Source organism: Janthinobacterium sp. GW822-FHT07H10, assembly GCF_058798675.1.
In genome coordinates this window covers 809909-835997 of sequence record NZ_JBXAKS010000001.1, presented here as the reverse complement: position 1 = coordinate 835997, position 26089 = coordinate 809909, and the positions used below count along the sequence as shown (strand labels likewise).

Annotated in this window: 26 protein-coding genes and 1 other RNA gene; 15 read left to right on the top strand and 12 right to left on the bottom strand. The window is 64.5% G+C overall.

What is annotated here, in order from left to right; all coding sequences use genetic code 11:
• Positions 1 to 7 precede the first annotated feature (7 nt).
• A complete protein-coding gene (locus tag AC1RDJ_RS03760) occupies positions 8 to 433 on the top strand; it encodes a DNA polymerase III subunit chi (protein ID WP_071322270.1) in 426 nt (141 codons plus the stop codon).
• Positions 430 to 816: a DUF2486 family protein gene (locus tag AC1RDJ_RS03755; RefSeq protein ID WP_071322269.1), complete on the top strand. Its 387-nt coding sequence runs from the start codon at positions 430 to 432 to the stop codon at positions 814 to 816. The genes AC1RDJ_RS03760 and AC1RDJ_RS03755 overlap by 4 nt, the downstream gene beginning before the upstream one ends.
• A gap of 163 nt (positions 817 to 979) precedes the next feature.
• On the opposite strand, the gene AC1RDJ_RS03750 is transcribed toward AC1RDJ_RS03755, so the two are convergent.
• A complete protein-coding gene (locus tag AC1RDJ_RS03750) occupies positions 980 to 1183 on the bottom strand; it encodes a hypothetical protein (RefSeq protein ID WP_156894683.1) in 204 nt (67 codons plus the stop codon).
• Positions 1184 to 1195: 12 nt separating this feature from the next.
• Between AC1RDJ_RS03750 and AC1RDJ_RS03745 the strand changes: the two genes are divergently transcribed.
• Positions 1196 to 2338: a branched-chain amino acid ABC transporter substrate-binding protein gene (locus AC1RDJ_RS03745; protein WP_493026523.1), complete on the top strand. Its 1143-nt coding sequence runs from the start codon at positions 1196 to 1198 to the stop codon at positions 2336 to 2338.
• On the opposite strand, the gene AC1RDJ_RS03740 is transcribed toward AC1RDJ_RS03745, so the two are convergent.
• Positions 2331 to 3233 carry a LysR family transcriptional regulator gene (locus AC1RDJ_RS03740; RefSeq protein ID WP_493026522.1) on the bottom strand — a complete coding sequence of 301 codons (903 nt, stop codon included), beginning with the start codon at positions 3231 to 3233 and terminating at the stop codon, positions 2331 to 2333. The two genes, AC1RDJ_RS03745 and AC1RDJ_RS03740, sit on opposite strands and share 8 nt — an antisense overlap.
• A 108-nt stretch (positions 3234 to 3341) precedes the next feature.
• Between AC1RDJ_RS03740 and AC1RDJ_RS03735 the strand changes: the two genes are divergently transcribed.
• Complete coding sequence (locus AC1RDJ_RS03735; RefSeq protein ID WP_493026521.1) at positions 3342 to 4352, top strand: NAD-dependent epimerase/dehydratase family protein; 1011 nt, start codon at positions 3342 to 3344, stop codon at positions 4350 to 4352.
• A gap of 21 nt (positions 4353 to 4373) precedes the next feature.
• Here AC1RDJ_RS03735 and AC1RDJ_RS03730 read toward each other — a convergent pair whose 3' ends face one another.
• Entirely contained in the window at positions 4374 to 4685 is a 312-nt protein-coding gene (locus AC1RDJ_RS03730; protein ID WP_071322265.1) for a c-type cytochrome, read from the bottom strand.
• Positions 4686 to 4905: 220 nt separating this feature from the next.
• Positions 4906 to 6771 (bottom strand): dihydroxy-acid dehydratase, encoded by a 1866-nt coding sequence (ilvD, locus tag AC1RDJ_RS03725; protein WP_071322264.1) that lies wholly within the window; start codon positions 6769 to 6771, stop codon positions 4906 to 4908.
• 180 nt (positions 6772 to 6951) lie between these two features.
• Between ilvD and AC1RDJ_RS03720 the strand changes: the two genes are divergently transcribed.
• From AC1RDJ_RS03720 to AC1RDJ_RS03710, 3 genes are all read left to right on the top strand, one after another.
• A complete protein-coding gene (locus tag AC1RDJ_RS03720; protein ID WP_493026520.1) occupies positions 6952 to 7863 on the top strand; it encodes a LysR family transcriptional regulator in 912 nt (303 codons plus the stop codon).
• Positions 7864 to 7942: 79 nt separating this feature from the next.
• Positions 7943 to 8773, top strand: coding sequence for a prolipoprotein diacylglyceryl transferase (gene lgt, locus AC1RDJ_RS03715; RefSeq protein ID WP_493026519.1), 831 nt, complete (start codon positions 7943 to 7945; stop codon positions 8771 to 8773).
• Positions 8774 to 8983: 210 nt separating this feature from the next.
• On the top strand, positions 8984 to 10510 hold the full coding sequence (locus tag AC1RDJ_RS03710; RefSeq protein WP_493026518.1) for a GGDEF domain-containing protein: 1527 nt from the start codon (positions 8984 to 8986) through the stop codon (positions 10508 to 10510).
• Here AC1RDJ_RS03710 and AC1RDJ_RS03705 read toward each other — a convergent pair.
• From AC1RDJ_RS03705 to AC1RDJ_RS03685, 5 genes are all read right to left on the bottom strand, one after another.
• Positions 10488 to 10952, bottom strand: coding sequence for an EVE domain-containing protein (locus AC1RDJ_RS03705; RefSeq protein WP_493026517.1), 465 nt, complete (start codon positions 10950 to 10952; stop codon positions 10488 to 10490). The two genes, AC1RDJ_RS03710 and AC1RDJ_RS03705, sit on opposite strands and share 23 nt — an antisense overlap.
• Positions 10953 to 11034: 82 nt before the next feature.
• Positions 11035 to 11212: non-coding RNA, 6S RNA (ssrS, locus tag AC1RDJ_RS03700), on the bottom strand.
• A 54-nt stretch (positions 11213 to 11266) separates the two neighbouring features.
• Positions 11267 to 11578, bottom strand: coding sequence for a cell division protein ZapA (locus AC1RDJ_RS03695; RefSeq protein ID WP_071322260.1), 312 nt, complete (start codon positions 11576 to 11578; stop codon positions 11267 to 11269).
• Positions 11578 to 11853, bottom strand: coding sequence for a DUF904 domain-containing protein (locus AC1RDJ_RS03690; RefSeq protein ID WP_071322259.1), 276 nt, complete (start codon positions 11851 to 11853; stop codon positions 11578 to 11580). Before AC1RDJ_RS03690 ends, AC1RDJ_RS03695 begins: the two co-directional genes overlap by 1 nt.
• A 142-nt stretch (positions 11854 to 11995) precedes the next feature.
• Positions 11996 to 12769 (bottom strand): hypothetical protein, encoded by a 774-nt coding sequence (locus AC1RDJ_RS03685; RefSeq protein ID WP_493026516.1) that lies wholly within the window; start codon positions 12767 to 12769, stop codon positions 11996 to 11998.
• A 523-nt stretch (positions 12770 to 13292) separates the two neighbouring features.
• On the opposite strand from AC1RDJ_RS03685, the gene groES reads away from it, so the two are divergent.
• The 3 genes from groES to AC1RDJ_RS03670 all read left to right on the top strand — a co-directional run bounded on the left by groES (position 13293) and on the right by AC1RDJ_RS03670 (position 15999).
• Positions 13293 to 13583, top strand: coding sequence for a co-chaperone GroES (gene groES / locus AC1RDJ_RS03680; RefSeq protein WP_010400979.1), 291 nt, complete (start codon positions 13293 to 13295; stop codon positions 13581 to 13583).
• Positions 13584 to 13633: 50 nt separating this feature from the next.
• Positions 13634 to 15283, top strand: a complete 1650-nt coding sequence (groL, locus tag AC1RDJ_RS03675; protein ID WP_034786546.1) for a chaperonin GroEL — start codon at positions 13634 to 13636, stop codon at positions 15281 to 15283.
• A 200-nt stretch (positions 15284 to 15483) separates the two neighbouring features.
• The gene (locus AC1RDJ_RS03670) at positions 15484 to 15999 is read left to right on the top strand and encodes a hypothetical protein (RefSeq protein WP_493026515.1); all 516 of its coding nucleotides are present in this window, start codon (positions 15484 to 15486) and stop codon (positions 15997 to 15999) included.
• A gap of 6 nt (positions 16000 to 16005) precedes the next feature.
• Here AC1RDJ_RS03670 and AC1RDJ_RS03665 read toward each other — a convergent pair whose 3' ends face one another.
• Entirely contained in the window at positions 16006 to 17256 is a 1251-nt protein-coding gene (locus AC1RDJ_RS03665; RefSeq protein WP_493026514.1) for an MFS transporter, read from the bottom strand.
• On the bottom strand, positions 17253 to 17798 hold the full coding sequence (locus AC1RDJ_RS03660) for a PadR family transcriptional regulator (protein ID WP_071322255.1): 546 nt from the start codon (positions 17796 to 17798) through the stop codon (positions 17253 to 17255). Before AC1RDJ_RS03660 ends, AC1RDJ_RS03665 begins: the two co-directional genes overlap by 4 nt.
• Positions 17799 to 17898: 100 nt before the next feature.
• Here AC1RDJ_RS03660 and AC1RDJ_RS03655 point away from each other — a divergent pair, with 100 nt between their 5' ends.
• Complete coding sequence (locus tag AC1RDJ_RS03655) at positions 17899 to 18456, top strand: GNAT family N-acetyltransferase (RefSeq protein WP_493026513.1); 558 nt, start codon at positions 17899 to 17901, stop codon at positions 18454 to 18456.
• A gap of 117 nt (positions 18457 to 18573) precedes the next feature.
• Positions 18574 to 20112 (top strand): POT-type proton-dependent oligopeptide transporter, encoded by a 1539-nt coding sequence (locus AC1RDJ_RS03650; protein ID WP_198043870.1) that lies wholly within the window; start codon positions 18574 to 18576, stop codon positions 20110 to 20112.
• Between the two features lie 52 nt (positions 20113 to 20164).
• Here the strand turns inward: AC1RDJ_RS03650 and AC1RDJ_RS03645 are convergent, their stop codons facing one another.
• Positions 20165 to 21796: an alpha-D-glucose phosphate-specific phosphoglucomutase gene (locus AC1RDJ_RS03645; RefSeq protein WP_071322252.1), complete on the bottom strand. Its 1632-nt coding sequence runs from the start codon at positions 21794 to 21796 to the stop codon at positions 20165 to 20167.
• A 146-nt stretch (positions 21797 to 21942) separates the two neighbouring features.
• On the opposite strand from AC1RDJ_RS03645, the gene AC1RDJ_RS03640 reads away from it, so the two are divergent.
• The 3 genes from AC1RDJ_RS03640 to AC1RDJ_RS03630 all read left to right on the top strand — a co-directional run bounded on the left by AC1RDJ_RS03640 (position 21943) and on the right by AC1RDJ_RS03630 (position 26084).
• Positions 21943 to 22497, top strand: coding sequence for a sigma-70 family RNA polymerase sigma factor (locus AC1RDJ_RS03640; RefSeq protein ID WP_493026512.1), 555 nt, complete (start codon positions 21943 to 21945; stop codon positions 22495 to 22497).
• A gap of 8 nt (positions 22498 to 22505) precedes the next feature.
• Complete coding sequence (locus tag AC1RDJ_RS03635) at positions 22506 to 23606, top strand: FecR family protein (protein ID WP_493026511.1); 1101 nt, start codon at positions 22506 to 22508, stop codon at positions 23604 to 23606.
• A gap of 81 nt (positions 23607 to 23687) precedes the next feature.
• Positions 23688 to 26084, top strand: coding sequence for a TonB-dependent siderophore receptor (locus tag AC1RDJ_RS03630; RefSeq protein ID WP_493026510.1), 2397 nt, complete (start codon positions 23688 to 23690; stop codon positions 26082 to 26084).
• The last annotated feature ends 5 nt before the right edge of the window (positions 26085 to 26089 follow it).

Sequence of the window (26089 nt, the reverse complement as noted above, 5' to 3'; positions counted from 1 at the left end):
CCACGCCATGAGCCGCGTCGATTTTCACAGCAACGTGCCGGACAAGCTGGCCTATGCCTGCCGCCTGGCGCGCAAGGCCTATATGGCCGGCAACAAGGTGGTCGTGCTGGCGGCCGATGGCGCCCAGCTCGACGCCTTGAACACGGCCATGTGGACGTTTTCCGCCACGGATTTCCTGCCCCACGTGCTAGCCGGCGATCCGCTGGCGCCGCAGACACCCATCATCCTGACCGATGACGAGGCGGCCGAGCTGCCGCATCACGACATCCTCGTCAACCTGTCGCAGCTGCCGCCCGCCAACTATGCGCAGTTCCAGCGCGTCTTCGAGATCGTGTCTTCCGACGAACAGGATGCGCAGGCGGGCCGCCAGCGCTTCCTCCACTATCGCCAGCAAGACGTGCAACCGACGCACTTCGTGGCGGGCAAGACATGAACCGGCCGCCATTCGACCAGGGCATCCCCCTGCTGACGGAAGTGCTGCTGGGGCCGGAAGTGCCGGCGCCGCCACCGCCAGCAGCGCCGGCGCCGGCTGTGGCCGTCGTCGCGGAAGCGCCACCGGCGTTGCCGCCCAGCCTGGCGCAGCCCGACTGGGACGCCATCGAACAGCGCCTAACGCAGCGTATCTTGCATCAAGTCCAGGGCAAGATCGATCATCTGCTCGAAGAGCGCATCGCCCACGTCTTGCAGACTGCGCTGCAAAATGCCCTGATCGGCATGCGCGGCGCCCTGCGCGAAGACTTGCAGCAATCGCTGGAACAGATCGTGGCGCATGCCGTCAGCCATGAGCTGGGACATCTGCACCCACCTGCGCCCTAGGACTACCCCCAAGACCTGCGGCGCGCCGGCATAGCCGGCCGGCGATGCTCGCCGGCGCGGCGCCCCGTCCTTGCGTACGGTTGCGCTTCTTGCCCCCTTCCGTCCGCTCGCGGCGTTTTTGTCAGGCATGGCCAGTTTCCGGGCCTTTGGGGGCCGCCTTCTCCTACACCCATCTTCCTTCCAACGCCACTCTTTGGTGCGCTCGCGCCAGCGAAATCGGTGCATCGCGCCTCACTTTGGTGATTGTTACGACAAAATGTAAAAAGCCCGAAAAGCGGCTTTGCGCGGCCTGTTTTTTGTTGTACCTTTCTTCACACGTACCGCCATCGAAGCGGTTTTCACGAGACGCCGCCGTATCTTTATCCATTGGAGAATGTTTATGCTGCTCAAGACCAAAGTCCTTCCACTCGCCGTCGCCCTTGCCTGTGCCGGCCATGCGGGCGCGCAGGAAATCATCAAGATAGGCCACGTCGCCCCGGTCTCTGGCGCCAGCTCCCACCTGGGCAAGGATAATGAAAACGCGGCCAAGATGGCCATCGAGGACTTGAACGCCAAAGGCTTCAAGATCGACGGCAAAGCCGTCAAGTTCGTGTTGGTTCCCGAAGATGACGCAGCCGATCCGAAGCAGGGCACGGCCGTGGCGCAAAAGCTGGTCGACGCCAAGGTCAACGGCGTGGTCGGCCACCTGAATTCCGGCACGACGATACCCGCCTCGCGCATTTACTTCAATGCCGGCATTCCGCAGATTTCGCCGGCCGCCACCAACCCCACCTACACGCAGCAAAAGTTCAATACGGCCTTCCGCGTGGTCGCCAATGACAACAAGCTGGGCGGCACCCTGGGCGCGTATGCCGTGGGCAAGCTGCAAGCAAAGAAAATCGCCGTCATCGACGACCGCACGGCCTACGGCCAGGGCGTGGCGGAACAGTTCGTCAAAGGGGCGAAGAAAGCCTTGCCCGGCGTGCAAATCGTCGGCAAGGAGTTTACCAATGCCAATGCGACCGACTTCAACGCCATTCTCACCAGCATCAAATCCAAGAACCCGGACCTGATCTTCTTCGGCGGCATGGATTCCGTGGGCGGCCCCATGCTGCGCCAGATGAAGGCGCTGGGCATCAAGGCCAAGTTCATGGGCGGCGACGGCCTGTGCACGGAGCCGCTGGGCAAACTGGCGGGCGACGCCGTCGGCGAAAACATGGTCACCTGCGCGGAAGCGGGCGGCGTGACGGGCGAGCAGCAAAAAGGCATGGACGATTTCCGCGCCCGCTACAAGCAGAAATACAATATGGAAGTGCAGCTGTACGCGCCGTATGTGTACGATGCCGTGATGACCATGGCGACCGCCATGGCCGACGCGAAGTCGTCGAAACCGTCCGTCTATCTGCCCTTCCTGGCCAAGGTCAAGTACCAGGGCGTGACGGGGCCGATTGCGTTTGACGCCAACGGTGACATCAAGGATGGCGCGCTGACCTTGTTTACATATCGCGATGGCAAGAAAACCAAGATGGAAGTGGTCAAGTAAGCGGCTGTTCCACCACGTAAGCGAGCAAGCCTTCGACCAGCGCGTCGAAGGTGGCGCGGCAGCGCAGGCTGCCGCGCAAGTCTTCATGCATGGTCACCCACGTCTCCATCGGCAGCGCAAACGCCTGCGGCAACACGCGCCGCAAGGCGGGATCGCGCGCCGCCAGCCCCGTCTGGCACACGCCGATGCCGGCGCCCGCGCGTATCAGGGCCAGTTGCGCCAGGTCGCTGTCGCAGCGCCAGGCAAAATGCTCGCGTGAAAAATCCTTGAACACGGCGCCCGCATTGCGCACGAAAGGGCTTGCCTCGTCGTAGCCGATGACGGCATGGCGCGCCAGGTCAGCCAGGTCCAGCGGCGCGCCGCGGCGCGCCAGGTAGTCCGCGTGCGCATGCAAGCCCAGTTCGATATCGCCCACCTTGCGCGCCAGCAGCTGTTCCTGGCGCGGCCGCACCATGCGCACGGCGATATCGGCCTCGCGGCGCAGCAAATCCTGCACCTTGTTACTCACCACCAGTTCCACGGTCAGGCCTGGATGGCGCTCGCGCAAGCGGGCCAGTATCGGCGGCAAGACTTCCACGCCCACCACCTCGCTGGCCGAGATGCGCACGACGCCGGCCACGCCCTGCCCCTGGCTGCTGGCGGCGCGCTCCATCAGGGCGGCCGTCTGCGCCATCGCTTCCGCATGCGGGCGCAGGGCCAGCGCCACTTCCGTGGGCAGCAAGCCTGTCTGGGAACGGGTGAACAGGGTCACGCCCAGCGCCTGCTCGAGCGCGCCGATATGCCGGCCGACCGTGGGCTGCGTGATGGCCAGCGCCCGCGCGGCACCCGACAGCGAACCATGGCTGAGCACGGCCAGTAGCGAGCGGTAGTATTCCCAGGCGATCGCCGGATTCATGGATGAAGTTCTGTCATACATAAATGTATAGCCTGTCAGCGATGTTCGTCAATTCCCAATTAGCCCCGCGCGGCAGATACTGACGCCATCAACCACACGGAGGACAGCATGGACAAGACGGCATTGGTACTGGGCGCCACGGGCGGCATCGGCGGCGAGATGGTGCGCCAGCTGCTGGGCGCAGGCTGGCAGGTGCGCGCCCTGACGCGGAGAGAAACACCGTCGCCACGCGGCGACGCCATCGAATGGCTGCGCGGCGACGCCCTGTCGCGCGCGGACGTGCTGGCGGCAGCGAAAGGCTGCGCCGTCATCGTGCATGCCGTCAATCCGCCCGGCTACCGGCACTGGGGCCAGCTGGTACTGCCCATGCTCGACAACACGATCGCCGCGGCGATTGCCGAAAACGCCACCATCGTATTGCCCGGCACCGTGTATAACTTTGGCCCCGATGCCTTTCCCGCAACGGGGGAATTACTGGCGGAAGACGCGCCGCAGCACCCGCGCACGCGCAAGGGCGCCATCCGCGTGGAACTGGAGGCGCGGCTGGAGGCAGCCAGCACGCAGGGCGCGCGCGTGCTGATCGTGCGCGCGGGCGACTTTTTCGGCCCCCGCGCCGGCAACAACTGGTTTTCGCAAGGCCTCGTGAAACCGGGCCAGCCCGCGCGCACGGTGCTGTATCCGGGCGCGCCGGGCATCGGCCACCAGTGGTCCTATCTGCCCGACGTGGCGCGCACGATGCTGCAGCTGCTGGCCATGCGCGACACCCTGCCCGCGTTTGCGCGCTTTCACATGGCCGGACACCGGGACCACGATGGCCGGCAAATGACGGCGGCGATTGCCCGCGTGGTGGAGCAGGCGACGGGAGCTGCGCCCGCCATCCGGCGTTTTCCCTGGTGGCTGGTGGCCCTGGCATCGCCATTCGTGGCGACCCTGCGCGAAATGCGCGAGATGCGCTATTTATGGCAAACGCCGCTGCAGATGGACAATGCGCGCCTGCTGGCCGTGCTGGGCCAGGAAGCGCATACGCCTCTGGCCGAGGCGGTCAGGGCGACGCTGGAAGGCATGGGCAACTTGAAGGCGGCAGGCAAAAAAAACGCGCCGGGATTGCCGGCGCGCTGATATCGGGTAGAGCGGCACAGATTATTTCTGCGCCAGCACCCATTTGATCAGGGTGTGGGCTTCCGCATCGCTCACTTGCGGGTTGGCTGGCATCGGGATCGCGCCCCAGGTGCCGGAACCGCCCTTCATGACTTTCGCCACGAGCTTGGCTTCCGCGTCTTTCTGACCGGCGTACTTGGCAGCCACGTCCTTGAACGCGGGACCCACCAGTTTCGTGCTCACGGCGTGGCACGCCATGCAATTCTTGGCTTTCGCCAGGTCCGGATTGGCCAACGCTGCTTGCGATGCCAGGGCCGAGACGGCCAATACACTCACCAACATAAAACGTTTCATTGTCTTTTCTCCAAAGTTACTTCCTGCGGCATTTTACTGTGTTTCCGCAGATGCACCACGAGCCCAGATCAAGCGTTTCAATGTAGTAACGCAATGCAGTCGGGAGGCACTCACATTCTGCCCCATCTGCACGCCTATGGCCATGTTGTTTGTAAGGCGATGTAACGGCAGCCGGCCCCGCGCGGTGGATCGGGGCCGGCCGTCGTACTGGCACAACAAATTAACGCTTCTTCAACTGCGACAGATCGCGCACGGCGCCGCGGTCGGCCGATGTCGTCAGTGCCGCATAGGCTTGCAGCGCCTGCGAGACATAGCGGTCGCGGTTGACGGGCAGCCAGGCCGCATCGCCCTTCGCTTCCATGGCGGCGCGGCGCGCGGCCAGCTGCGCATCCGTGACGCGCAGGTTGATGCTGCGCTCGGGAATGTCGATGTCGATGAAGTCGCCCTCTTCCACCAGGCCGATGGCGCCCCCTTCGGCCGCTTCCGGCGACGCGTGGCCGATCACCAGGCCCGAGGAACCGCCCGAGAAGCGCCCGTCCGTGAACAGCGCGCACGCCTTGCCCAGGCCCTTGGACTTGATGTACGACGTCGGGTACAGCATTTCCTGCATGCCGGGGCCGCCTTTCGGGCCTTCGTAGCGGATGATGACGACGTCGCCCTCATGCACGGTGTCTTCCAGGATCGCTGCCACGGCCGCATCCTGGCTTTCGAACACGCGCGCCTTGCCCGAGAATTTCAGGATGCTTTCATCGACGCCGGCCGTCTTGACGATGCAGCCCTTCTCGGCCAGGTTGCCGTACAACACGGCCAGGCCGCCATCCTGCGAATACGCGTGGGCCTTGTCGCGGATGCAGCCGGTGGAACGATCCGTATCGACGGCGGCGAAGCGCTCGGACTGCGAAAACGCCGTCTGCGTCGGCACGCCGCCCGGCGCGGCGCGGAACAGTTCATGCACGGCCGGATTGTCCGTGCACATGATGTCGTTTTGCGCGATGGCGTCGGCCAGTGTCGGCGCGTGGATCGTCGGCAGAGTGGTGTTGAGCAGGCCGGCGCGCGCCAGCTCGCCCAGAATCCCCACGATGCCGCCGGCGCGGTGCACGTCCTCGATATGGTATTTGTCCGTCATCGGCGCCACCTTGCACAGGCACGGTACCTTGCGCGAGATGCGGTCGATGTCGGCCATCGTGAACTCCACTTCCGCCTCATGCGCGGCGGCCAGCAGGTGCAGCACGGTATTGGTCGAGCCGCCCATGGAGACGTCGAGCGCCATCGCGTTTTCAAAAGCGGCCTTGGTGGCGATCGAGCGTGGCAGCACGGAATAATCGTCCTGCTCGTAGTGGCGCTTGGCCAGTTCCACGATCAGACGGCCGGCGCGCAGGAACAGCTGCTGGCGGTCCGAGTGCGTGGCCAGGATCGTGCCGTTGCCGGGCAGGGCCAGGCCCAGCGCCTCGGTCAGACAGTTCATCGAGTTGGCCGTGAACATGCCGGAGCACGAACCGCAGGTCGGGCAGGCCGAACGCTCGATCTCGGCCACGTCGGCGTCGGAGACGGTGCTGTCGCCCGCCTTGATCATGGCGTCGACCAGGTCCAGCTTGATGATCTTCTGCGTGCCGTTGACCACCTTGACGACCTTGCCCGCTTCCATCGGGCCGCCGGAAATGAAGACGACCGGGATGTTGATGCGCATGGCCGCCATTAGCATGCCCGGCGTGATCTTGTCGCAGTTCGAGATGCACACCATGGCGTCGGCGCAGTGGGCGTTGACCATGTATTCGACGGAGTCGGCGATCAGGTCGCGCGAAGGCAGCGAATACAGCATGCCGCCGTGGCCCATGGCGATGCCGTCATCGACGGCGATGGTGTTGAATTCCTTGGCCACGCCGCCGGCCGCCTCGATCTCGCGCGCCACCATCTGTCCCAGGTCCTTCAGGTGCACGTGACCGGGCACGAACTGGGTAAACGAGTTGACGACGGCGATGATCGGCTTGTCGAAGTCGCCGTCCTTCATGCCGGTGGCGCGCCACAGGGCGCGGGCGCCAGCCATGTTGCGGCCGTGGGTGGTGGTGCGGGAGCGGTATTGCGGCATGATGGGGTCCTTCCAAAAATGTGAGTGCCTGACTGCGGCGGCGGGCCGGCAAGGGCCAAGACCCTGCGCGCAGTGGGGGTACGCCAGATTGCCTTGCGCGCGCGCCACTGTCAAATATATGATGCACGTGTCTGTGAGTCATATTACATATCACAACATTCAATCCGCATGGAAACGCATATGAATCTTGAGCTGCGCCAGTTGCGCTACTTTGTCACCGTCGCCGAGGAATTGCATTTCGGCCGCGCCGCCGCGCGCCTGCACATGACGCAGCCGCCCCTGTCGCAAACCATCATGGCCCTGGAAGACTTGCTGGGCGCGCCCCTGTTCGTGCGCACCCGGCGCGAAGTGCAGCTGACGCCGGCCGGCACGGCCCTGCTGCCCGAGGCGCGCCGCCTGCTGGCCCAGGCGCAGGACTTGCCGGCGCTGGTGCGGCGGGCCGCGCAGGGCGAGGCGGGCCGCCTGAGCCTGGCCTTCGTCTCGTCGGCCGACTACAGCGTGCTGCCGCCCCTGCTGCGCGCCTACCAGGCGGCCTATCCGCAAGTGCAGATCGCCTTGCAGGAAGCCACCTCCGACCTGCAGCTCGACGAATTGCTGGCCGGGCGCACGGATGCCGGCCTCCTGATCCCGCCCCTGCCCGAGAAGGCGAAGGCGGCGCTCGACTACCTGCCCGTGCTGGCCGAGCCGCTGGTGCTGGCCGCGCCATCCGGCCTCGCCATATGGGCCACGCCGGGCCCCGTGCGCCTGCAGGACGTGCCGCCGCTGCCGCTGATCATCTTCCCGCGCGCGATCTCACCGGCCCTGCACGACGCGATACTGGGCGTCTTCCGCGCCGCCGGCATCACGCCGCAGATCGGCCAGGAAGCGATCCAGATGCAAACCATCGTCAGCCTCGTTTCGGCTGGCATGGGCATCGCGCTTGTGCCACAATCGGTCTCGAACCTGATGCGCCCCGGCGTAGAATACAGGCCGCTGCAGGACGCCACGCCGCTGGTGGAAACGGGCCTGGCCTGGCGCCGCGACAATCCGTCCGCCGTGCTGCAAGGCTTCCTGGCCCTGCTGTGCATGCAAATTGCCGCTGGCGGTCAATAAATTAAGTGGCCGCTAAGGCAAAAAAGCTGCCGCAGGGCCATACTACGCAACCTTCGCTTTAAACAAAGAAAGAAACCCCATGCTGATACACCCGATGCCCAATCCGATTGCCATCCAGATCGGCCCGCTGGCCGTGCACTGGTACGGCCTGATGTATGTGCTGGCCTTCGCCCTGTTCATCATCCTGGGCCGGGTGCGCATCAAGCAGCCGCATATCGCCGCGCTGGGCTGGAAGAAGGAAGACCTCGACGACATGCTGTTCTACGGCATGCTGGGCGTGGTGATCGGCGGCCGCCTGGGCGAAGTGCTGTTCTACCGCCCCGCATACTTCATGCACAATCCGCTCGAAATCTTCATGGTCTGGCATGGCGGCATGTCCTTCCATGGCGGCTTCCTCGGCGTCATCGTCGCCATGTACCTGTGGAGCCGCAAGGCGGGCCGCAACCTGTTCGACGTGCTCGACTTCATCGCCCCGCTGGTGCCGCTCGGCTACGCGGCCGGCCGCCTCGGTAACTTCATCAATGCCGAATTGCCGGGCCGCATCGCGCCGGACACCCTGCCGTGGGCCATGCAATGGCCGGGCATTCCGTATCCCGTGCACCCGTCGCCGATCTACCAGATGCTGGTCGACGGCATCCTGGTGTTCATCATCCTGTGGCTGTACGCGCGCAAGCAGCATCCGCGCATGGCCGTGGGCGCCATGTTCACCCTGCTGTACGGCTGCGCGCGCTTCTTCACCGAGTACTTCCGCACGCCGGACTGGGAAGTCGTGTGGCTGGGCGTGCCGATCACCTCGGGCCAGATGCTGTCGCTGCCGATGATCGTCGGCGCCATCGCGCTGCTCGTCTGGGCCTATAAGAGCCAGGTGATGGCGACGCCGCCGACCAAGGCGCGCGCGGCCCAGGCCTGACACGCCGTTCCAGGCGGATGGCGGCGGCACGCGCCGCGCCATCCGCCCCCCTGCCTGGCGTGATCCGCCACAATCTTTCCCTCTATGCATTAAAATTTCCCAATGGAATAGACTTGCTTTTGGGATAAGGGGTATGATCGTTTTACCCTGCCGCCAAACCAAGGCAGGCGCTCATGATCTGACGGACATTCGAGCCAGGGAGCCCAGCCTATGCAGCTTGCCAGGAAGACCACGACGTTCTGGATGACCGTGGGCGCCGCCTATCTACTGGCGCAGCTGGCCCTGACGGCGTTTGCCGGCCAGCATGCCGCGACCGTGGGCTACCTGTTCAACCTGCTGGCGCCCTTGCTGGCCCTGGCCGCCTGCTGCCGCTGCGCCCGCCTGAGCGCGCCCGGCATCGTGCGCACGGGATGGGGCCTGTTCGCGGCGGCCATGCTGTTCTGGAGCGTGGGCATGGCGCTGTCCGCCTGGCAGGACCTGAGCGGACAGGTGGCGTCCGACGCCACGTATTTCTCCGATTTTGCCTATTTCATGTATGGCGCGCCCCTGCTGCTGGCCATTTCCTCGGTCAGCGACCAGCATCCCTCGCGCAGCCTGCAATGGCTGGACGCCGTGCAAGTCTTGCTGGCAGCCTATCTGGCCTATACGGCCATCTTTTCCGTCTCGCCATTTGCCCAGCGCTCGATCGCGCCGATTCCCGCCAGCCTGCTGGTGGTGACGTACAACGTGGAAAACCTGGTCCTGGCCTGCTGCGCCTCGCTGCGCCTGCTGGCGCACCGCCGGGATGGCGAGCAGGGCCGCTTTTACCTGCTGCTCAGCGTTTTCCTGTGGTGCTACGCCGGCTGCGCCGGCGCCTACAATTACCTGACCCTGCATGCGCTCGCCGGGCCGATCCTGACCGAGTTGCTGCCAAGCGTGCCATTCCTGCTGCTGGCCGTGCTGGCTGCGCAAACCGGGCCGCAGGAGGAAGCGACCCGGCCACGGCATGCCCCGCCGCCGCTGACATTGCTGATCGACAACTTCAGTCCCATCTTCTTCACGGCGGCCTTGCTGGGATTGGGTTTCGTCGTGCTGCGCGACCATTTCTACCTGGCGGCCACCTCGCTGTTTGTCGCGCTGACCGTCCACGCGCTGCGCTCGGCCACCCTGCAAAGCCGCTACATGCAAAGCGAGCTGGCCTTGCGCACCGCGCACGAGCTGCTGGAAAAACTGTCGCTGACGGATGGCTTGACGGGCGTCGCCAACCGGCGCTGCTTCGACCAGACCCTGCAGGGCGAATGGCAGCGCGCAGCGCGCGACGGCAAGCCGCTAGCGCTGCTGATCATCGATATCGATTTCTTCAAGAGCCTGAACGACACTTTTGGCCATCCGTATGGCGACGCCTGCCTGGTGCAGATTGCCGCGGCCCTGCGCTCGGCGCTACCGCGCGCCAGCGACCTGGTGGCGCGCTTTGGCGGCGAGGAATTTGCCGCCATCCTGCCAGCCACCGGACTGGCCGGCGCGCAGGCGGTGGCGCAAAAGATGCAGGAAGCGATCGCCGCGGCCGCCATCGCCCAGGCCCCGTCGCGCGGCGGCCAGGTGACGGCCAGCATCGGCGTGGCCCTGAATACCGGTTGCCCGGCGCCGGAACAATTGCTCGCCGCCGCCGACCGGGCCCTGTACCGGGCCAAGCAACATGGCCGTAACCGCATCGAGGTCGATGCCACGCCGGCGCCTAGGCTGTCAACTTGCCTGTAATGACCTTCCATTGCGCCGGCGTCACGGGCGTGATGGACAAGCGGCTGCCCTTCTTCAACAGCAGCATGTCTTCCAGTTCCGGCATCTGGCGCATTTCAGACAAAGGCAGCAGCGCCGTCTTCCTGAGGCCGCGCACGTCGACGCTGATCCAGCGCGGCTGCTCTGGCGTGGCTTTCGGATCGAAGTACTTGCCGCCCTCTTCAAACTGGCTGTGATCGGGATACGCGCCGCTGGCCACTTCGGCCACGCCGGCCACGCCCGGCTGCGGGCAGCTGGAGTGATAGAACAGCACGCCATCGCCCACTTTCATCCCATCGCGCATGAAGTTGCGCGCCTGGTAATTGCGCACGCCAAACCACGGCATGGTGTGCTGCGGCGCCGCCATCAGGTCGTCGATGCTCACTTCATCCGGTTCCGATTTCATCAGCCAATATTGTTTCATCAAATCTCCCGCATCAAGGCAACAGACGTAAAAAAACGGTTGCGCATCGTGATGCCGCAACCGTTTTCAGTTGTACTACAAATTGGGCCCCGCCTGTGCCGCTATGCCGGCATCCCGAACCAAACGGTTCAAGGTGGTCACGTTAGTTCAATTTCGGGTTCGTCGAACGAGCGACGCTCACTCCCATCAAACAAAATTCGCAACCGATGCGCATAAATGGTTCAAGGAATATATGGCAATCGCGAACACCGCAGGGTAGACCCAAGTTTACTCCTTTGGTCGCGCATCGCAAAGACAAATCGTCGCGTACGCGCTTAAAAAAGGTTTTCCTGGGGCGTCAGTGCGCTGTCCAGGACGGTATGCATGGCCGAGATCTTTTGCTTCACTTCCAGTATCGTCAATTCCGACAGCGGACCTTGCGGTGACTTGACGGAGAGAAACTCTGCCGCCACGCCCAGCGCGGCCAGCACGGCAATGCGGTCGTTGCCCTTGACCTTGCCGGCGTCGCGGATGGCCTTCATCTTGCTATCGAGATAGATCGCCGCTTCGCGCAAGGCGCGCTCTTCGCCATCGCGGCACACCATGCTGTAGGCCTGGCCCATGATATTGACATCGACACGCGGCATTACGCTTCCTTCTCGTTCTCGGCAAGGTGATCGCCGGTGACAGCGGCGGCTTCGGAAGCGGCTTGCTCCAGGCCGGCCTGCACCAGTTCCGGGATTTTTTCCAGCAAGGCTTCCACGCGCTCCTGCGCCTCGCGCATGCGTTGCACATACAGCGCGTTTTCGGCGGCCAGGGCGACATTGTCCTTGCGCAACTGCGCGTTTTCACGGCGCAGCGCGTGGGTCATTTCGGCCAGCAGGCCGATTTTGTCGGATAATTCGTTGAATTCGGAAATCATCCCGCCACTATAGGGCGGACGCTCCCCGGGCGTCAATCGAATCAGGCCGCTGTCACACATATTTACATCAATGCAGCGCAGTTGCCGTGAAATACATGCTTTTTAACGCCACGGCGCGCTTGCCGCCCTGCAGCAGGCCGTCCTAGCGATGCCCTTCGAAGTCCGGTTCGATGTCCAGGCTGCCGTAGCGGTTTTCGCACGCACGGCGCGTCAATTCCTGCTTGCCGCCCTTGCCGTCGAGCACCATCGTCAAGTCGCGACACGTGGTAAAACTGCCAGGCTTGGTGCCGGTCGCGGATGGCGTCAAGGTCACCAGCAAGGCCTGGGCATTGCCCAGCCCCTTGTTGCTCCACTGGCGGCTCTTGCCATCCTCTTCATCCTTCAAGGTGCGCACGGCCGCCTTCAGCAGCGATGCCTGCTCTTTGGCATTCAGCTTGGCCACCGTCACGTCCGACAGGAAGGGCGGATACACGACGGGCGCCGGGCCCTTGCCCTGCACATCCCAGTTGCCGCTGTTCTGCGAACAGGTGCGGCGGCTCAGGTCCTGCGTCTTGCCGCCCGCCGTGACGACGAACTTCAGGTCGCGGCACATGTGCGCCTTCAGGCTGTGCTCGGTCATGCCGGAATTGCTGAAGTTATACGTGGCTTTCACCAGCACGCCGCGGTCGCCGCCGTTGTCCCACACATGCGCTTCCTGGTCGTCGTCATCCTTGTTCAAGTCGTTGAACAGGTCATTGAGCAGCATTTCCTTTTCCAGCGGCGTCAGGGTCGCCACGGTGATCTCGTCGACGATGGTGGCCGCTGGCGCGGCAGCCGTTTGCGCGACGGCATGGCCCAGGCAAGCGAGGCCGATGACGGCGGCGCCTAGCAGGCGCAGCGCGGGGCGGGAAACAGGATAGGGCATGATGTGCTGCATGGTGTGCTTTCTGGCGCAGTGGCGATATTGATATGTAATATCAATCATCTTATCAAATTTCATAGTGAAATCTGTTTCCTGTGTGTACAGGAACGCCCCCCATCCGGACGACATGCTAGAGTCGCTGCTGTTGCTGACGCCCGGGAACTTGGCTTGCGCCAGCGCAAACCCTGCGTAAATGCAGGCTGCGCAGAACGTCTATGCATATCTTCCCGGAGAATAAGCCCTTGAATAAGCCCCCTACCGTCCCTATAATTAGCACTCGTTAGTAGAGAGTGCTAACAAACTCTTTCGTAGCAATCCTCAGGAAATGATGGTGCTTGCCAGGCCACTGCAGGGAATGCTACGCGGCGGGCGACGCCGCGATGCACCACTGCCGGATACGGGCAAGGACAGGATGACATGGGGTTTGCTTGACCGTTGCGGGCTGCTTTCAACGGCGGTCACTGAAAGCAGGCCTGGCGCTGTGCCAGGCATGTATTCATTTAGCAACACTTATCCATTGAACTTTAAGGAGTTTTGTATGAATCTGCGCCCATTGAACGATCGCGTCATCGTCAAACGCCTCGACCAGGAAACCAAGACTGCGTCCGGCCTCATCATTCCTGATGCAGCTGCTGAAAAACCGGATCAAGGCGAAGTCCTTGCCGTAGGCAATGGCAAGATTCTCGACGACGGCAAAGTCCGTCCTCTGGATGTCAAAGTGGGCGACCGCGTCCTGTTCGGCAAGTACGCCGGCCAAACCGTCAAAGTTGACGGCGATGAGCTGCTGGTCATGCGCGAAGAAGACATCATGGCGATCGTCGTCAAGTAATTGTTTCCACGTTGTAGACAGATACATCCCGAAACTCAGGAGAATTGAACATGGCAGCTAAAGAAGTAGTATTCGGCGACGCAGCGCGCGCCAAGATGGTCGAAGGCGTCAACATCCTCGCCAACGCAGTCAAAGTAACGCTGGGCCCGAAAGGCCGCAACGTGGTCCTGGAGCGCTCGTTCGGCGCCCCTACCGTCACCAAGGATGGTGTGTCGGTAGCGAAAGAAGTTGAACTCAAAGACAAGCTCATGAACATGGGCGCGCAAATGGTCAAGGAAGTTGCTTCCCGCACCAGCGACAACGCCGGCGACGGCACCACCACCGCGACCGTGCTGGCACAAGCCATCGTGCGCGAAGGCATGAAGTTCGTTGCCGCCGGCATGAACCCGATGGACCTGAAGCGCGGTATCGACAAAGCTGTTGCAGCAACCGTCGAAGAACTGGCGAAAATCGCCCGTCCTTGCACCACGACCAAGGAAATCGCCCAGGTTGGCGCGATCTCGGCCAACTCGGACTACTCGATCGGCGAGCGTATCGCTGAAGCGATGGAAAAAGTCGGCAAGGAAGGCGTTATCACCGTTGAAGACGGCAAGTCGCTGAACGACGAGCTGGACATCGTTGAAGGCATGCAGTTCGACCGCGGCTACCTGTCGCCATACTTCATCAACAACCCAGAGAAGCAAGTTGCCGTACTGGACAGCCCATTCGTCCTGCTGTGCGACAAGAAAATCTCGAACATCCGTGACCTGCTGCCGGTACTGGAACAAGTCGCAAAAGCTGGCCGTCCACTGCTGATCATCGCCGAAGACATCGAAGGCGAAGCGCTGGCGACCCTGGTTGTGAACAACATCCGCGGCATCCTGAAAACCTGCGCAGTGAAAGCACCTGGCTTCGGCGACCGCCGCAAAGCCATGCTGGAAGACATCGCTGTCCTGACGGGCGGCCAGGTGATCGCTGAAGAAGTCGGCCTGACCCTGGAAAAAGTGACCCTGGCCGAACTGGGCCAGGCGAAACGCATCGAAGTGGGCAAGGAAAACACCATCGTTATCGATGGCGCCGGCGAAGCTGCCTCGATCGAAGCACGCGTGAAACAAGTGCGCGTACAGATCGAAGAAGCGACCTCGGACTACGACCGTGAAAAACTGCAAGAGCGCGTAGCCAAACTGGCTGGCGGCGTTGCCGTGATCAAGGTTGGCGCAGCCACCGAAGTCGAAATGAAAGAGAAAAAAGCCCGCGTTGAAGATGCACTGCACGCAACCCGCGCTGCCGTCGAAGAAGGCATCGTGCCTGGCGGCGGCGTAGCCCTGCTGCGCGCACGCGCCAACATCACGGTCAAGGGCGACAATCCTGATCAAGATGCCGGTATCAAGATCGTCCTGCGCGCAATGGAAGAGCCACTGCGCATGATCGTGCAAAACGCTGGCGAAGAAGCTTCGGTCGTCGTGGCAGCCGTACTGGCTGGCTCGGGCAACTACGGCTACAACGCTGCCAACGGCACGTATGGCGACATGGTTGAAATGGGCGTCCTGGACCCAGCCAAAGTGACCCGTTCGGCGCTGCAAAACGCCGCTTCGATCGCTTCGCTGATGCTGACGACCGACTGCATGGTCTGCGAAATCGCTGACGACAAGGCAGGCGGCGGCATGGGCGGCGGCATGGGTGGTATGGGCGGCATGGGCGGCATGGACGGCATGATGTAATGTCCTGCGGCTCCGCGCGCAGGCGACGGCGCGCGGAGCCGCCTGCGCCGGGCAGGAACAGGCAGACCAAAAGCTGCCAGTGCCTCCCCGGCGGCCCCGAAAAGCTATCTTCTACGGAAGGTAGCTTTTTTTTCGCCTGTTGACGTGGCCAGCCCGCTTGGCAAGCCCGGCGATTGCCGGCCTGTGCGTTTTGCTTTAGCATGGCCGCCATCGACCTTCTTTCTCACGCCCACACCACCATGCCGCCACGCGCCTCCTCTTCCAAAACCGCCATCATCGCCGGCACCCTGGCCGGCTTGCTGGCCGCCGCCCTGGCCGCCTTTTACGTCTACCAGCAGCCCGCGCAGCACGGCAGCAATGCCCCGGCCGCGAGCAGCCAGACGGCGGCGCAAGAGCAGAATGCGCGCGCCGTCGATGCGCTGATGGCCTTGCCCGAGATCAAGGCATGGTCGGCGCATATCGAAAAAGCCTCGGCCGGCCGCGCGCATGGCGCCGTGATGGAAACGTCACCCGAGACGCGCCTCGTCGATGGCCAGCCCTACTATCAGCTGAGCTTTTTCGAAAGCACGCCGGACGCGGCTCACCGTTGGGAAAGCTTCGTCGTCTCGCCGGACGGCAAGCGCATCCTTATCGACGACATCGTCAGCGGTGACCTGCTGAGCCTGGAACAATGGCGCAAGGACAGCGCGCCCATGCAGCGCATCGCCACGCAGTAAGCCCGCCTACGCCGGCGCGCCCTGCGGCGCCGCGCCGCGCACGCGCGCCACCCACCACACCGTCCACAGCGACAAGGCCGCCGCCAGCCAGCCATTCCAGCCATAGCCGCCGATGTGGCCGGCCGCATCCGTCTGCAGGGTCAGGCCGCCCAGCCAGGCGCCGAGTCCGCTACCCAGGCTTTGCAGGGCCGAATTGGCGCTGAGGAAGGCGCCGCGCTTGCGCGGCTCCGGGATGGTCGTCAGCAGTGCCTGCAGCGGTATCGTGCGCCCCGACACGAGGGCCATAAAGAATGGAAACACCAGCATCAGCGCCAGCAGCGGCAACTGGGGCAGATGCGTCATGAACAGCAGCGGTGCGATCGACAGCAACGAGACCCAGCGATAGACCTGCTGCTTGCCGGCCCGGTCCGCCCAGCGGCCGATCAGGCGCGCCGTGAAGATCGTGGCGCAGCCGCCCGCCAGGTAGACCCAGGTGACGTCGGCCGGCGCCAGGCCCATATTCCCCACCAGCACGGGCGAAATGAAGGGAATTACCAGCATGCCCGCCGTCATGTTGACAATGGACAAGGCAAACGCCTCGAGGTGGCGCCGTTCGCGCAGCAGCGCCAGCAGGTTCGGCAGCACCTGGCGCAACGGCGTCGGGGCCGCGCCCATGTGCGCCGTCAGCGACGGCAGCACGCGCGCCGCGCCCAGCCAGATCAGCAGCGACAGCACGACCAGCAGGAAAAAGGGCGAAGGCCAGCCGAAGTGCGCGGCCAGCACCACGCCGATCGGCACGCCGCCCACGGCCGCCATGGCAAACGAGGTCATGACGATGCCGGTGGCCGCGCCGCGCCGCTCGGCGGGAATCACGTCGCCGATGATGGCCATGACGATGGCACCGAGCACGCCGCCCGTCAGCCCCGCAAACGCGCGCGACCACAGCAGCACGTGGAAGTTCGGCGCCAGCGCGCAGGCCAGGTTCGACACGGTAAACAGGCAAAACATGGTCAGCAGCAGCTTCTTGCGGTCGAAGCGGTCGATATACGTGGCCGCCAGCAAGCCGGACAAGCCGGCGCACCAGGCATAGGCCGAGACGGCGCCGGAGACGGCGGCCGGGCCGATATGGAATGCCTGCATCAGCTGGGGCGCCAGCGGCATCATCACCATGAAATCCATGATGACGGTAAATTGCGTCAGCGCAAGCAACCACAGCATCGCGCGCTCGCGCGCCGGCGTCAGCATGGGCACCGGCATGGACAGCGGCGCGGGCGTCATGCCAGCGCCTCGATGTCGGCACGCGCCCGGCGCAGGATGGCGCGCATGGCGTCCAGCCGGCTGGCATCGGACTCGCCCGCGCGCCCGCGCGCCAGCACCGCCGCCTTCAGCTCGTGCATCAGGTGGCGCAAGTCGTCGTCCGCGCCAGCCGGCGCATCCACCCTGGCGGCGATGGCGTCCACATAGGCGCGGTTGGCGGCCAGGAAGGCCAACCCCTCGGGCGTGATGCTGTGCAGTTTCTTGTTACCGTCGAGGCTGACGGCCACGTAACCGTGGCCCACGAGGCCATGCATGAGCGGATAGATGGCGCCGGGACTCGGCGCATACGCGCCGCCGGCACGCTGTTCGATGGCCTTGATGATGTCGTAGCCATGGCGCGGCTTGTCGGCGATCAATTGCAGTACGAGGTAGCGCAGGGTGCCCGCGTCAAACATCTTCGGGCCGCGCGCGGCGGGAACAACGCTGGCAACGGCGCCCGGCGCATCGCCCTGGCTGTGCGGGGCGGCGCGCAACAGCTGGTCGCCGCGATGGAAGTGCAGCATGGTGGCTCCTTAAGATATATCTCAATAAGATATATCTTATGTTCGAATATGGCGCAGCGCAAGGTTTACTTTCTGGCATCGAAGCCCGATACTCGCCGACATGCCTGCCCACACTGTCCGTCCCCTCGCGCCCGACGACGCTGCCGCCTACCGCGCGCTGCGCCTGGCCGGCATCGCCGAACTGCCCGCCGCCTTCTGCACCACGCATGCGGCGGAAAGCGGCTTGCCGCTGGCACAGATCGCCCAGCGCCTGCAGACGACGCCATACCAAATAATATTTGGCACTTTCAAAGGAGAACAGTTGATCGCCATGGCTGGCCTGCGCCGCGAGCCGATTGCCGTCGTACACGACAAAGCCAGCCTGTGGGGCGTCTACGTGGCGCCGCAGGCGCGCGGCCAGGGCGTCGGGCGGCAGTTGCTGCGCGCCGCCATCGCCCATGCCAGCAGCATCCCCGATCTGGCCCGGCTGCGCCTGGCCGTGGCGCAGGACAACCATGCGGCGCTGACCCTGTACCTGGCATGCGGTTTCGTGCTGGCGGACGAAGCGGCATCGCATGGCATGTTGCAAATGCAATTAGTACTGCCGCGTCCTGCCATCGCAACGACGCAAAGTAATGTCTTTATGAAAATCAATACCTTACAATTCCTTGCGAAATAGCCAAGGGGCCGTTTTTTCTGTTGCAAGCAAACGCGGCAGGCCTTAGCATCGCGGCTTACAAAAAATACTTGGGGAGAGCCAATGTCATCGGCCGAGACACAAACCGCCACGGGAAAAATGCCGCGGCAAATACCGTACATCATCGCCAACGAAGGCTGCGAACGCTTCAGCTTTTACGGCATGCGCAACATCCTGACGCCATTCCTCATCAGCACCTTGCTGCTGATGATCCCGATCGACCAGCGCACGGGGGAAGCCAAGCACGTCTTCCATACCTTCGTCATCGGCGTGTATTTCTTCCCGCTGCTGGGCGGCTGGCTGGCCGACCGCTTCTTTGGCAAGTACAACACCATCTTCTGGCTCAGCCTCGTGTATTGCGCCGGCCATGCCTGCCTGGCCGTCTTTGAAAACAATGTCAACGGCTTCTATTTCGGCCTGTTCCTGATCGCCTTCGGCTCCGGCGGCATCAAGCCGCTCGTGGCCTCGTTCGTCGGCGACCAGTTCGACCAGACCAACAAGCACAAGGCCAAGCTGGTGTTCGACCTGTTCTACTGGATCATCAACTTCGGCTCCTTCTTCGCCTCGCTGCTGATGCCGATGTTCCTGCGCGACTACGGTCCGTCGATCGCCTTCGGCATCCCCGGCGTCATGATGCTGGCCGCCACCATCGTCTTCTGGATGGGCGCCAAGAAATACGTGCACGTGCCGCCGGCACCGCCGAATCCCGATTCGTTTACCCGCGTGGCACGCACCGCCCTGCTGGCGCAAGTGGACAACGGCTCGCGCCCGGGCCTGTACGTGGCCTACGTCGGCGTGGCCGGCGCCCTGTTCTCGTTCTACATGATCCCGGACTGGGGCTTCGTCATCTCGGCCTGCTCCGCGCTGGTCCTGCTGCTGGCCTTCGGCAGCATCGGCACGGCCATGCAACTGGAACGCGCGCGCGGCATCCACCCGGACGAAGCCGTCGAAGGCGTGCGCGCCGTGCTGCGCATCCTCGTCATCTTCGCCCTCGTGACGCCGTTCTTCTCGCTGTTCGACCAGAAGGCGTCGACCTGGATCGTGCAGGCCAACACCATGGAAAAACCAAGCTGGTTCCTGCCGGCGCAGATGCAGGCGCTGAACCCGATGCTGGTGATGCTGCTGATACCGTTCAACAACCTGGTGCTGTACCCGATGCTGAACCGCTTCGGCATGGAAGCGACGGCGCTGCGCCGCATGACGGCCGGCATCGGCTTTTCCTCGCTGGCCTGGATCGTCATCGGTCTCTTGCAGCTGGCCCTCGACAGCGGCAACGCCGTCTCCATCATGTGGCAGATCCTGCCGTATGCCCTGCTGACCTTCGGCGAGGTGCTGGTCTCGGCCACGGGCCTGGAGTTTGCCTACAGCCAGGCGCCCGTCTCGATGAAGGGCGCCATCATGAGCTTCTGGAACCTGTCGACCACCGTCGGCAACCTGTGGGTGCTGATCGTCAACAAGAGCGTCATGAACGAAGGCGTGATCGGCAAGATTGCCGAGAGCGGCATCAGCGTGACGGCCTTCCAGATGTTCTTCTTCGCCGCCTTTGCCGCCGTTGCCATGATGGCCTTCGGCCTGTACGCGAAGCGCTACAAGATGGTCGACAACTACCGCCAGGCGGTCGTGCCAGCCAAGGCGTGATGCTGGTTTGATCTGCCGCAATGAAGAAGGGCGCACCATGTGCGCCCTTTTTTTATGTCGTCACCGTCGGCGCATCACGCCCCGTGCGCTGGCGGATCTGCGCCAGCCGCTCCGCCACGCCGATCAGGCCGGCCAGCGCTTCCTGGGTCGGCAGGTCGTGCCGGGCCACGTCGGCTTCGTAACGCTCCAGGTACAAACGCAAGGTGGCGCCCTGCGTGCCCGTGCCCGACAGGCGCAGCACGATGCGCGCGCCGTCCGTCATGATGATGCGGATGCCCTGCTTGCCGGCCACCGCGCCGTCGACGGGATCCGTGTAGCTGAAATCGTCGGCCAGCGCCACCGTGTAGCCATCGACCACCTGCCCCGGCAGCGTGGCCAGCTGCGCGCGCACGGCCTCCATCAGCTGCGCCGCGCCGGCGCTGTCGATATCCTCGTAGTCGTGGCGCGAATAATAGTTGCGGCCATGCGTGGCCCAGTGGGCGCGCACGATCTCTTCCACCGACTGCCGTTTCGCCGCCAGCAGGTTGAGCCAGAACAGGACGGCCCACACGCCATCTTTCTCGCGCACGTGGTTCGAACCCGTGCCGTAGCTTTCCTCGCCGCACAGGGTCGCCATGTCCGCGTCGAGCAGGTTGCCGAAGAACTTCCAGCCCGTCGGCGTCTCGAAGCACGGTATGCCCAGCGCGGCGGCGACGCGGTCGGCCGCGCCGGAAGTGGGCATCGAGCGCGCGATGCCCTTCAAGCCGGCGCGGTAGCCGGGCGCCAGCGTGGCATGCGCGGCCAGGATGGCCAGGCTGTCCGACGGCGTCACGTCGAAGCGGCGCCCGACGATCATGTTGCGGTCGCCGTCGCCGTCCGACGCCGCGCCGAAGTCCGGCGCATCGTCGCTGGCCATGCGCGCGATCAATTCCTGCGCGTTGACGGGATTCGGGTCCGGATGGCCGCCGCCGAAGTCTTCCAAGGGCACGCCGTTGATGACGCTGCCCTTGGGAGCGCCCAGCATGCCTTCCAGGATGGCGCTCGCGTACGGGCCGGAAACGGCGTGCATGCCGTCAAAGCAGATGCGCAGGCCGCCCGCGAACAGGGCGCGGATGGCGTCGAAATCGAACAGCCGCTGCATCAGCTCCGCGTAATCGGCGACGGGGTCGATCACCTCGACGCTCATCTGCTCGATGCGCGCCAGTCCCGGCGCATCGAGGTCGATGTCGGCGGCGTCGCTGATGCGGTATTCGGTGATGGCTTGCGTGCGCGCAAACATGGCTTCGGTAAGCTTTTCAGGCGCCGGGCCGCCGTTGCCGATGTTGTACTTGATGCCGAAATCGCCGTCGGGACCTCCCGGATTATGGCTGGCCGACAGGATGATGCCGCCGCTGGCGCCATGCTTGCGGATCACGCAGCTGACGGCCGGCGTCGACAGAATGCCGCCCTGGCCCAGCAGCACGCGCGCGTAACCATGCGCCGCCGCCATGCGCAGCACCGTCTGGATCGCCGTGCGGTTGTAATAGCGGCCATCGCCGCCCAGCACCAGGGTCTGGCCGCGGCAGTCGCCGAGCGTGTCGAACACGCTTTGCACGAAGTTTTCCAGGTACTGCGGCTGGCTGAACTGCCCCACCTTCTTGCGCAACCCCGAGGTACCCGGCTGTTGGCCGGCAATCGGCGCCGTGTTGATGATTTGAATAGCCATGTTATCTCCATATCAACTATGGATGGTAATGCATGTGGGATGCGCCGCAAAGCGTTGTACACCTGCCACGGTGCGGTAAACCGCTTAGCACGGCGGCCCACGGCGGCCCGCCATGCAATATAATGAGAATCATTCTCATATGTGGCATGCCAGGCTGCACTTTCAACAAGACATCGGACGCCGTGGTTGCACGCTACTATCAAGAACTGCTCAATTTCTGCTGGCGCAGCCTGCGCAACCGCGAAGCCGCTGCCGACCTGGTACAGGAAAGCTATGTGCGCGTGCTGGGCGCGCAAAGCGTGCCGGACGGCGCCAGCCGGGAAGAGCACGCCATCCGCGAACCGCGCGCGCTGCTGTACCACACGGCGCGCAACCTGCTGATCGACAATCACCGCCGCGCCGCGCTGCGCCAGTACGATGCGCTCGACGCCATGCCGGAAGCGGCGCATCCGGCCGCGCCATCGCACCTGCAGCCGGAACAGGCGCTGCAGGGCAGCCAGGACTGGCAAGCATGCGTGGCCGCCATCGACGCCCTGCCGCCCCGCTGCCGCGACGCCTTCGTGCTGCACATCTTCGAGGAATTGCCGCACGCGCAAATTGCCGCGCGCATGGGCATTTCCGTGAGCATGGTGGAAAAACATATCGCGCGCGGCATGCTCAGTTGCCAGGCACAGTTGCATTCTTTGCGGGAAGCCACATAATGGCGCCCATGACCGCACTTCCACCCCGCCACGATTTCGGCCCTTCCGCCCAGGACGAGGCGGACGCGCGCGCGCATGCGCGCTTTGCGGCAACGCAAGATCCCGTGGCGCTGGCGGCGGCCACCTGGTTCAGCCGGCGCGGCAATCTTGATGCCCCGGGCCAGGCCGCGTTTGCCGCCTGGCTGGCGGCCGATGCGCGGCACGCCCACGCGTATGCGCAGCTGCAGCACACGCAGCGGGCGGTGCGCCGGATTCCCGCACAGGTCGCCGCGCGCTGGACGGTGCCCCCGGCTGCCCCCGCCCCAGCCTCCGCGCCCCGCCGCCACTGGCTGCGCGCATTGCCGTATGCGGCGGCCGCCATGCTGCTGCTCGGCGTGGGCGCGGGCGGCTACCAGTGGTGGCAACAACCCACGTTCAGCCAGTCCTATGCCACCGCGCGCGGCCAGCGCCTGACCGTTGCCCTGCCCGATGGCAGCACGGTGCAGCTCGACACGGCCACGCGGCTGCACGTCACCCTGTACCGCCAGCGGCGCGCAGTGCGCCTGGCGCAGGGCGAAGCGCTGTTCCAGGTGCAATCCAGGCAGGGCCAGCCATTCGAGGTCGCGGCCGGCCCGCTGCGCGTGACGGTGGTGGGTACGCAATTTTCCGTGCGGAATACCCTCGATCACGACGGCAGCCTGCGCGTGGCCGTGCAGCACGGCCATGTGCGCGTGGCGGGCGCGCAGCCGGACGCCATCGACCTGCTGGCGGGCCAGGGCGTGACGGCCGATGCGGCCGGCCGCCTGTCGGCCATCGCCAGCCTGGCGCCCGGCAGCGTGGCGCCGTGGCGCGAAGGCCGCGTCACTTTCGAGAACGTGCCGCTGAGCGTGGCGCTGGCCGAATTCGAGCGCTATGGCGACACGGGCTTCGTCGTGCGCGATCCGGCCGTGGCGCGCCTGCGCATCGGCGGCAGCTTCAGCCTGACCCAGCTCGACCGCTTCGCCGCCGCCCTGCCGCAACTGCTGCCCGTGCAGATCGTGCGCAGCGGCACCACCAGCACGATCGGCATGGCGCCGAAAGCGTCCGCGCAAGCGCCATCGATGCAACTGCCGCAAAATAAATACAAATAATTCGCATTCGCAGGTGAGGATTTCCGCCGCTGCTGCGTCTACCTCGTTAATCGACAACAAATTAACCTGGAGAAATGCAACATGTGGTCCCACCGCTGCAATCTGACACCCGCCCCCCTCGCCCTGGCCGCCATGCTGGCCCTGGGCACTCTTCCCCTGGCGCAGGCGCAAACCTGGCCCACCGTTAAACTGACCATCGCCGCCCAGCCGCTGGGCCAGGCCCTGAATGAACTGGCGCGGCAAGCCAATCTGCAACTGCTGTTCGCCCCCGAACTCGTGGCCGGCAAGACGGCGCCCGCCGTCAGCGGCACCCTGAGCGTGGCCGACAGCCTCGAGCGCCTGCTGGCCGGCAGCGGCCTGGCCGCCAGCATCGACGGCAACAGCGTCATCATCCGCCCGGCGCCCGCCGCCACGGGCAAGGTGGCGACCCTGGCGGAAATCACCGTCAGCGCCCGCCAGGACGCCAATGCGGAGACTGAACTGACGAAATCGTATGCGGCGCAGGCGGTAAGCATCGGCAAGGGCCAGCAAAGCCTGCGCGAGATTCCCCAGTCCGTCTCCGTGCTGACGCGCCAGCAGCTGAACGACCAGAACCTGCTGAGCCTGGACGACGCCATGCGCGGCGTGACAGGCATCACCGTCGAAGCGAGCAGCACGGGCGGCAACCATGGCAACTTTTATTCGCGCGGCTATGCGCTCGACTCGGTACAGGTCGATGGCGTGATGACGCCGGCCAGCACGGGCAACGACCTGTCGGCCGGCTTCGGCCTGGCCATCTATGACAGGGTGGAAGTGCTGCGCGGCCCCGCCGGCCTGTTCCAGGGCGCGGGCGACCCGGGCGGCACCATCAACCTGGTGCGCAAGCGCGCGCGCGACACCTTTGCCGCCAGCGGCGTGCTCAGCGCGGGCTCCTGGGACCGCTACTACGCGGAAGCGGACGTGACAGGCCCCCTGAGCGCGGATGGCAGGGTGCGCGGCCGCCTGGTGGCCGCCTATGAACACCGGCGCTCCTTCGTCGACCATGTGTATGCGGAAAAACCGCTGCTGTACGGCACCGTCGCCGTCGACGTGGCACCGGGCACCGTGCTGACGGGCGGCATCACCCACCAGCAGTACAGGGGCCGCCCCGCCTTCGGCCTGCCCGCCCATGAAGACGGGCGCCTGCTCGACGTGCCGCGCTCGACCTACCTGGACCCGGCCTGGAACCACATCACGGAAAAGGTCACCGAATACTTTGCCGAACTCGATCACAAGCTCGACAACGGCGGCCAGTTCAAGGTCACCGCCCTGTACCGCGAACAGGATGAACCGTCGCGCAACTTCGGCTGGTCCGACTGCTCGGCCGATCCCGTCACGGGCGACAGCTGCCTGATCAGCTGGAACTACCGCAGCCACTGGAAGACGCAGGGACTCGACGCTTACCTGGCCACGCCGTTCCAGGCCTTCGGCCGCAGCCACGACCTGATCGTGGGCGCCGACTACCGCCAGGTGCACAAGAATTTCCGGTATGGCGGCGGAAACAATGCGCCGATCAACGTCTTCCACCCGGATAACAATGTGCCGCAGCCCAGCTATACTTTCTCCAACGGCAATGACAACCGCACCAAGCAGTTCGGCCTGTACGCGCGCACCCGCCTGCAGGCGACGGACCGGCTGGCCGTCAACCTGGGCGGGCGCCTGACGCATTGGGACAACCATACCGTCAACCGCAACGCGTATTTCAACCAGTTCACCGACGTCAGCAACACCATCAAGGCGAAATTCACGCCGTACGCGGGCCTCGTCTACGAGCTCGACAGGCAGCTGTCGGCCTACGGCAGCTACACGCGCATCTTCTCGCCCCAGAGCACCACGGACGCGGCCGGCCAAACCCTGAAGCCGCGCACGGGCCAGCAGTTCGAGCTGGGGCTGAAGGCCGAGCTGTTCGACAAGAACGTCAACGCGCATGCGGCCCTGTTCCGCATGGAAGATGAAAACCGCGTCATGCCCGACCCGGCCAACCCGCTGTTTTCCATCGGCGCCGGCAAGATGCGCAGCCAGGGCATGGAAGCCGAGCTGAGCGGCAGTCCCCTGCCGGGCTGGAACATCTCGAGCGGCTATTCCTACACCAGCACGCGCACCCTCGAAGGCAGCGACGACCAGAAGGCGCAGCTGTACACCTTCATCGCGCCGCGCCACAATTTCAATGTGTGGACCACCTACCGGCTGGCCGGCGCGCTGGACAAGATCAGCGTGGGCGGCGGCCTGCGCAGCGTCAGCAGCATGTACCGCCTGAACGGCCCCGTGAAATTCGAGCAGGGTCCCGTCACGACGGTGGGCTTGCAGGCCGGCTACCGCCTCAGTCCCAAACTGGAGCTGTCGCTGACGGTGAACAACCTGTTCGACAAGAAATACTACACGCGCGTGTGGGCCGCCTATGGCTCCAACTTCTATGGCGAACCGCGCAACGCCATGCTGACCCTGCGCGGCCAGCTGTAAGCTCC

Bases quoted from the DNA above. Each gene is read 5' to 3' on its own strand.
- AC1RDJ_RS03640 (WP_493026512.1), top strand. From the start codon at position 21,943: ATGCCAGGCTGCACTTTCAACAAGACATCGGACGCCGTGGTTGCACGC.
- AC1RDJ_RS03750 (WP_156894683.1), bottom strand. From the start codon at position 1,183: ATGGATAAAGATACGGCGGCGTCTCGTGAAAACCGCTTCGATGGCGGT.
- AC1RDJ_RS03690 (WP_071322259.1), bottom strand. From the start codon at position 11,853: ATGATTTCCGAATTCAACGAATTATCCGACAAAATCGGCCTGCTGGCC.
- lgt (WP_493026519.1), top strand. From the start codon at position 7,943: ATGCTGATACACCCGATGCCCAATCCGATTGCCATCCAGATCGGCCCG.
- groL (WP_034786546.1), top strand. From the start codon at position 13,634: ATGGCAGCTAAAGAAGTAGTATTCGGCGACGCAGCGCGCGCCAAGATG.
- AC1RDJ_RS03710 (WP_493026518.1), top strand. From the start codon at position 8,984: ATGCAGCTTGCCAGGAAGACCACGACGTTCTGGATGACCGTGGGCGCC.
- AC1RDJ_RS03755 (WP_071322269.1), top strand. From the start codon at position 430: ATGAACCGGCCGCCATTCGACCAGGGCATCCCCCTGCTGACGGAAGTG.
- AC1RDJ_RS03740 (WP_493026522.1), bottom strand. From the start codon at position 3,233: ATGAATCCGGCGATCGCCTGGGAATACTACCGCTCGCTACTGGCCGTG.
- AC1RDJ_RS03705 (WP_493026517.1), bottom strand. From the start codon at position 10,952: ATGAAACAATATTGGCTGATGAAATCGGAACCGGATGAAGTGAGCATC.
- AC1RDJ_RS03695 (WP_071322260.1), bottom strand. From the start codon at position 11,578: ATGCCGCGTGTCGATGTCAATATCATGGGCCAGGCCTACAGCATGGTG.
- AC1RDJ_RS03655 (WP_493026513.1), top strand. From the start codon at position 17,899: ATGCCTGCCCACACTGTCCGTCCCCTCGCGCCCGACGACGCTGCCGCC.
- AC1RDJ_RS03720 (WP_493026520.1), top strand. From the start codon at position 6,952: ATGAATCTTGAGCTGCGCCAGTTGCGCTACTTTGTCACCGTCGCCGAG.
- ilvD (WP_071322264.1), bottom strand. From the start codon at position 6,771: ATGCCGCAATACCGCTCCCGCACCACCACCCACGGCCGCAACATGGCT.
- AC1RDJ_RS03635 (WP_493026511.1), top strand. From the start codon at position 22,506: ATGACCGCACTTCCACCCCGCCACGATTTCGGCCCTTCCGCCCAGGAC.
- AC1RDJ_RS03630 (WP_493026510.1), top strand. From the start codon at position 23,688: ATGTGGTCCCACCGCTGCAATCTGACACCCGCCCCCCTCGCCCTGGCC.
- AC1RDJ_RS03645 (WP_071322252.1), bottom strand. From the start codon at position 21,796: ATGGCTATTCAAATCATCAACACGGCGCCGATTGCCGGCCAACAGCCG.
- AC1RDJ_RS03670 (WP_493026515.1), top strand. From the start codon at position 15,484: ATGGCCGCCATCGACCTTCTTTCTCACGCCCACACCACCATGCCGCCA.
- AC1RDJ_RS03730 (WP_071322265.1), bottom strand. From the start codon at position 4,685: ATGAAACGTTTTATGTTGGTGAGTGTATTGGCCGTCTCGGCCCTGGCA.
- AC1RDJ_RS03735 (WP_493026521.1), top strand. From the start codon at position 3,342: ATGGACAAGACGGCATTGGTACTGGGCGCCACGGGCGGCATCGGCGGC.
- groES (WP_010400979.1), top strand. From the start codon at position 13,293: ATGAATCTGCGCCCATTGAACGATCGCGTCATCGTCAAACGCCTCGAC.
- AC1RDJ_RS03665 (WP_493026514.1), bottom strand. From the start codon at position 17,256: ATGACGCCCGCGCCGCTGTCCATGCCGGTGCCCATGCTGACGCCGGCG.
- AC1RDJ_RS03745 (WP_493026523.1), top strand. From the start codon at position 1,196: ATGCTGCTCAAGACCAAAGTCCTTCCACTCGCCGTCGCCCTTGCCTGT.
- AC1RDJ_RS03760 (WP_071322270.1), top strand. From the start codon at position 8: ATGAGCCGCGTCGATTTTCACAGCAACGTGCCGGACAAGCTGGCCTAT.
- AC1RDJ_RS03660 (WP_071322255.1), bottom strand. From the start codon at position 17,798: ATGCTGCACTTCCATCGCGGCGACCAGCTGTTGCGCGCCGCCCCGCAC.
- AC1RDJ_RS03650 (WP_198043870.1), top strand. From the start codon at position 18,574: ATGCCGCGGCAAATACCGTACATCATCGCCAACGAAGGCTGCGAACGC.
- AC1RDJ_RS03685 (WP_493026516.1), bottom strand. From the start codon at position 12,769: ATGCAGCACATCATGCCCTATCCTGTTTCCCGCCCCGCGCTGCGCCTG.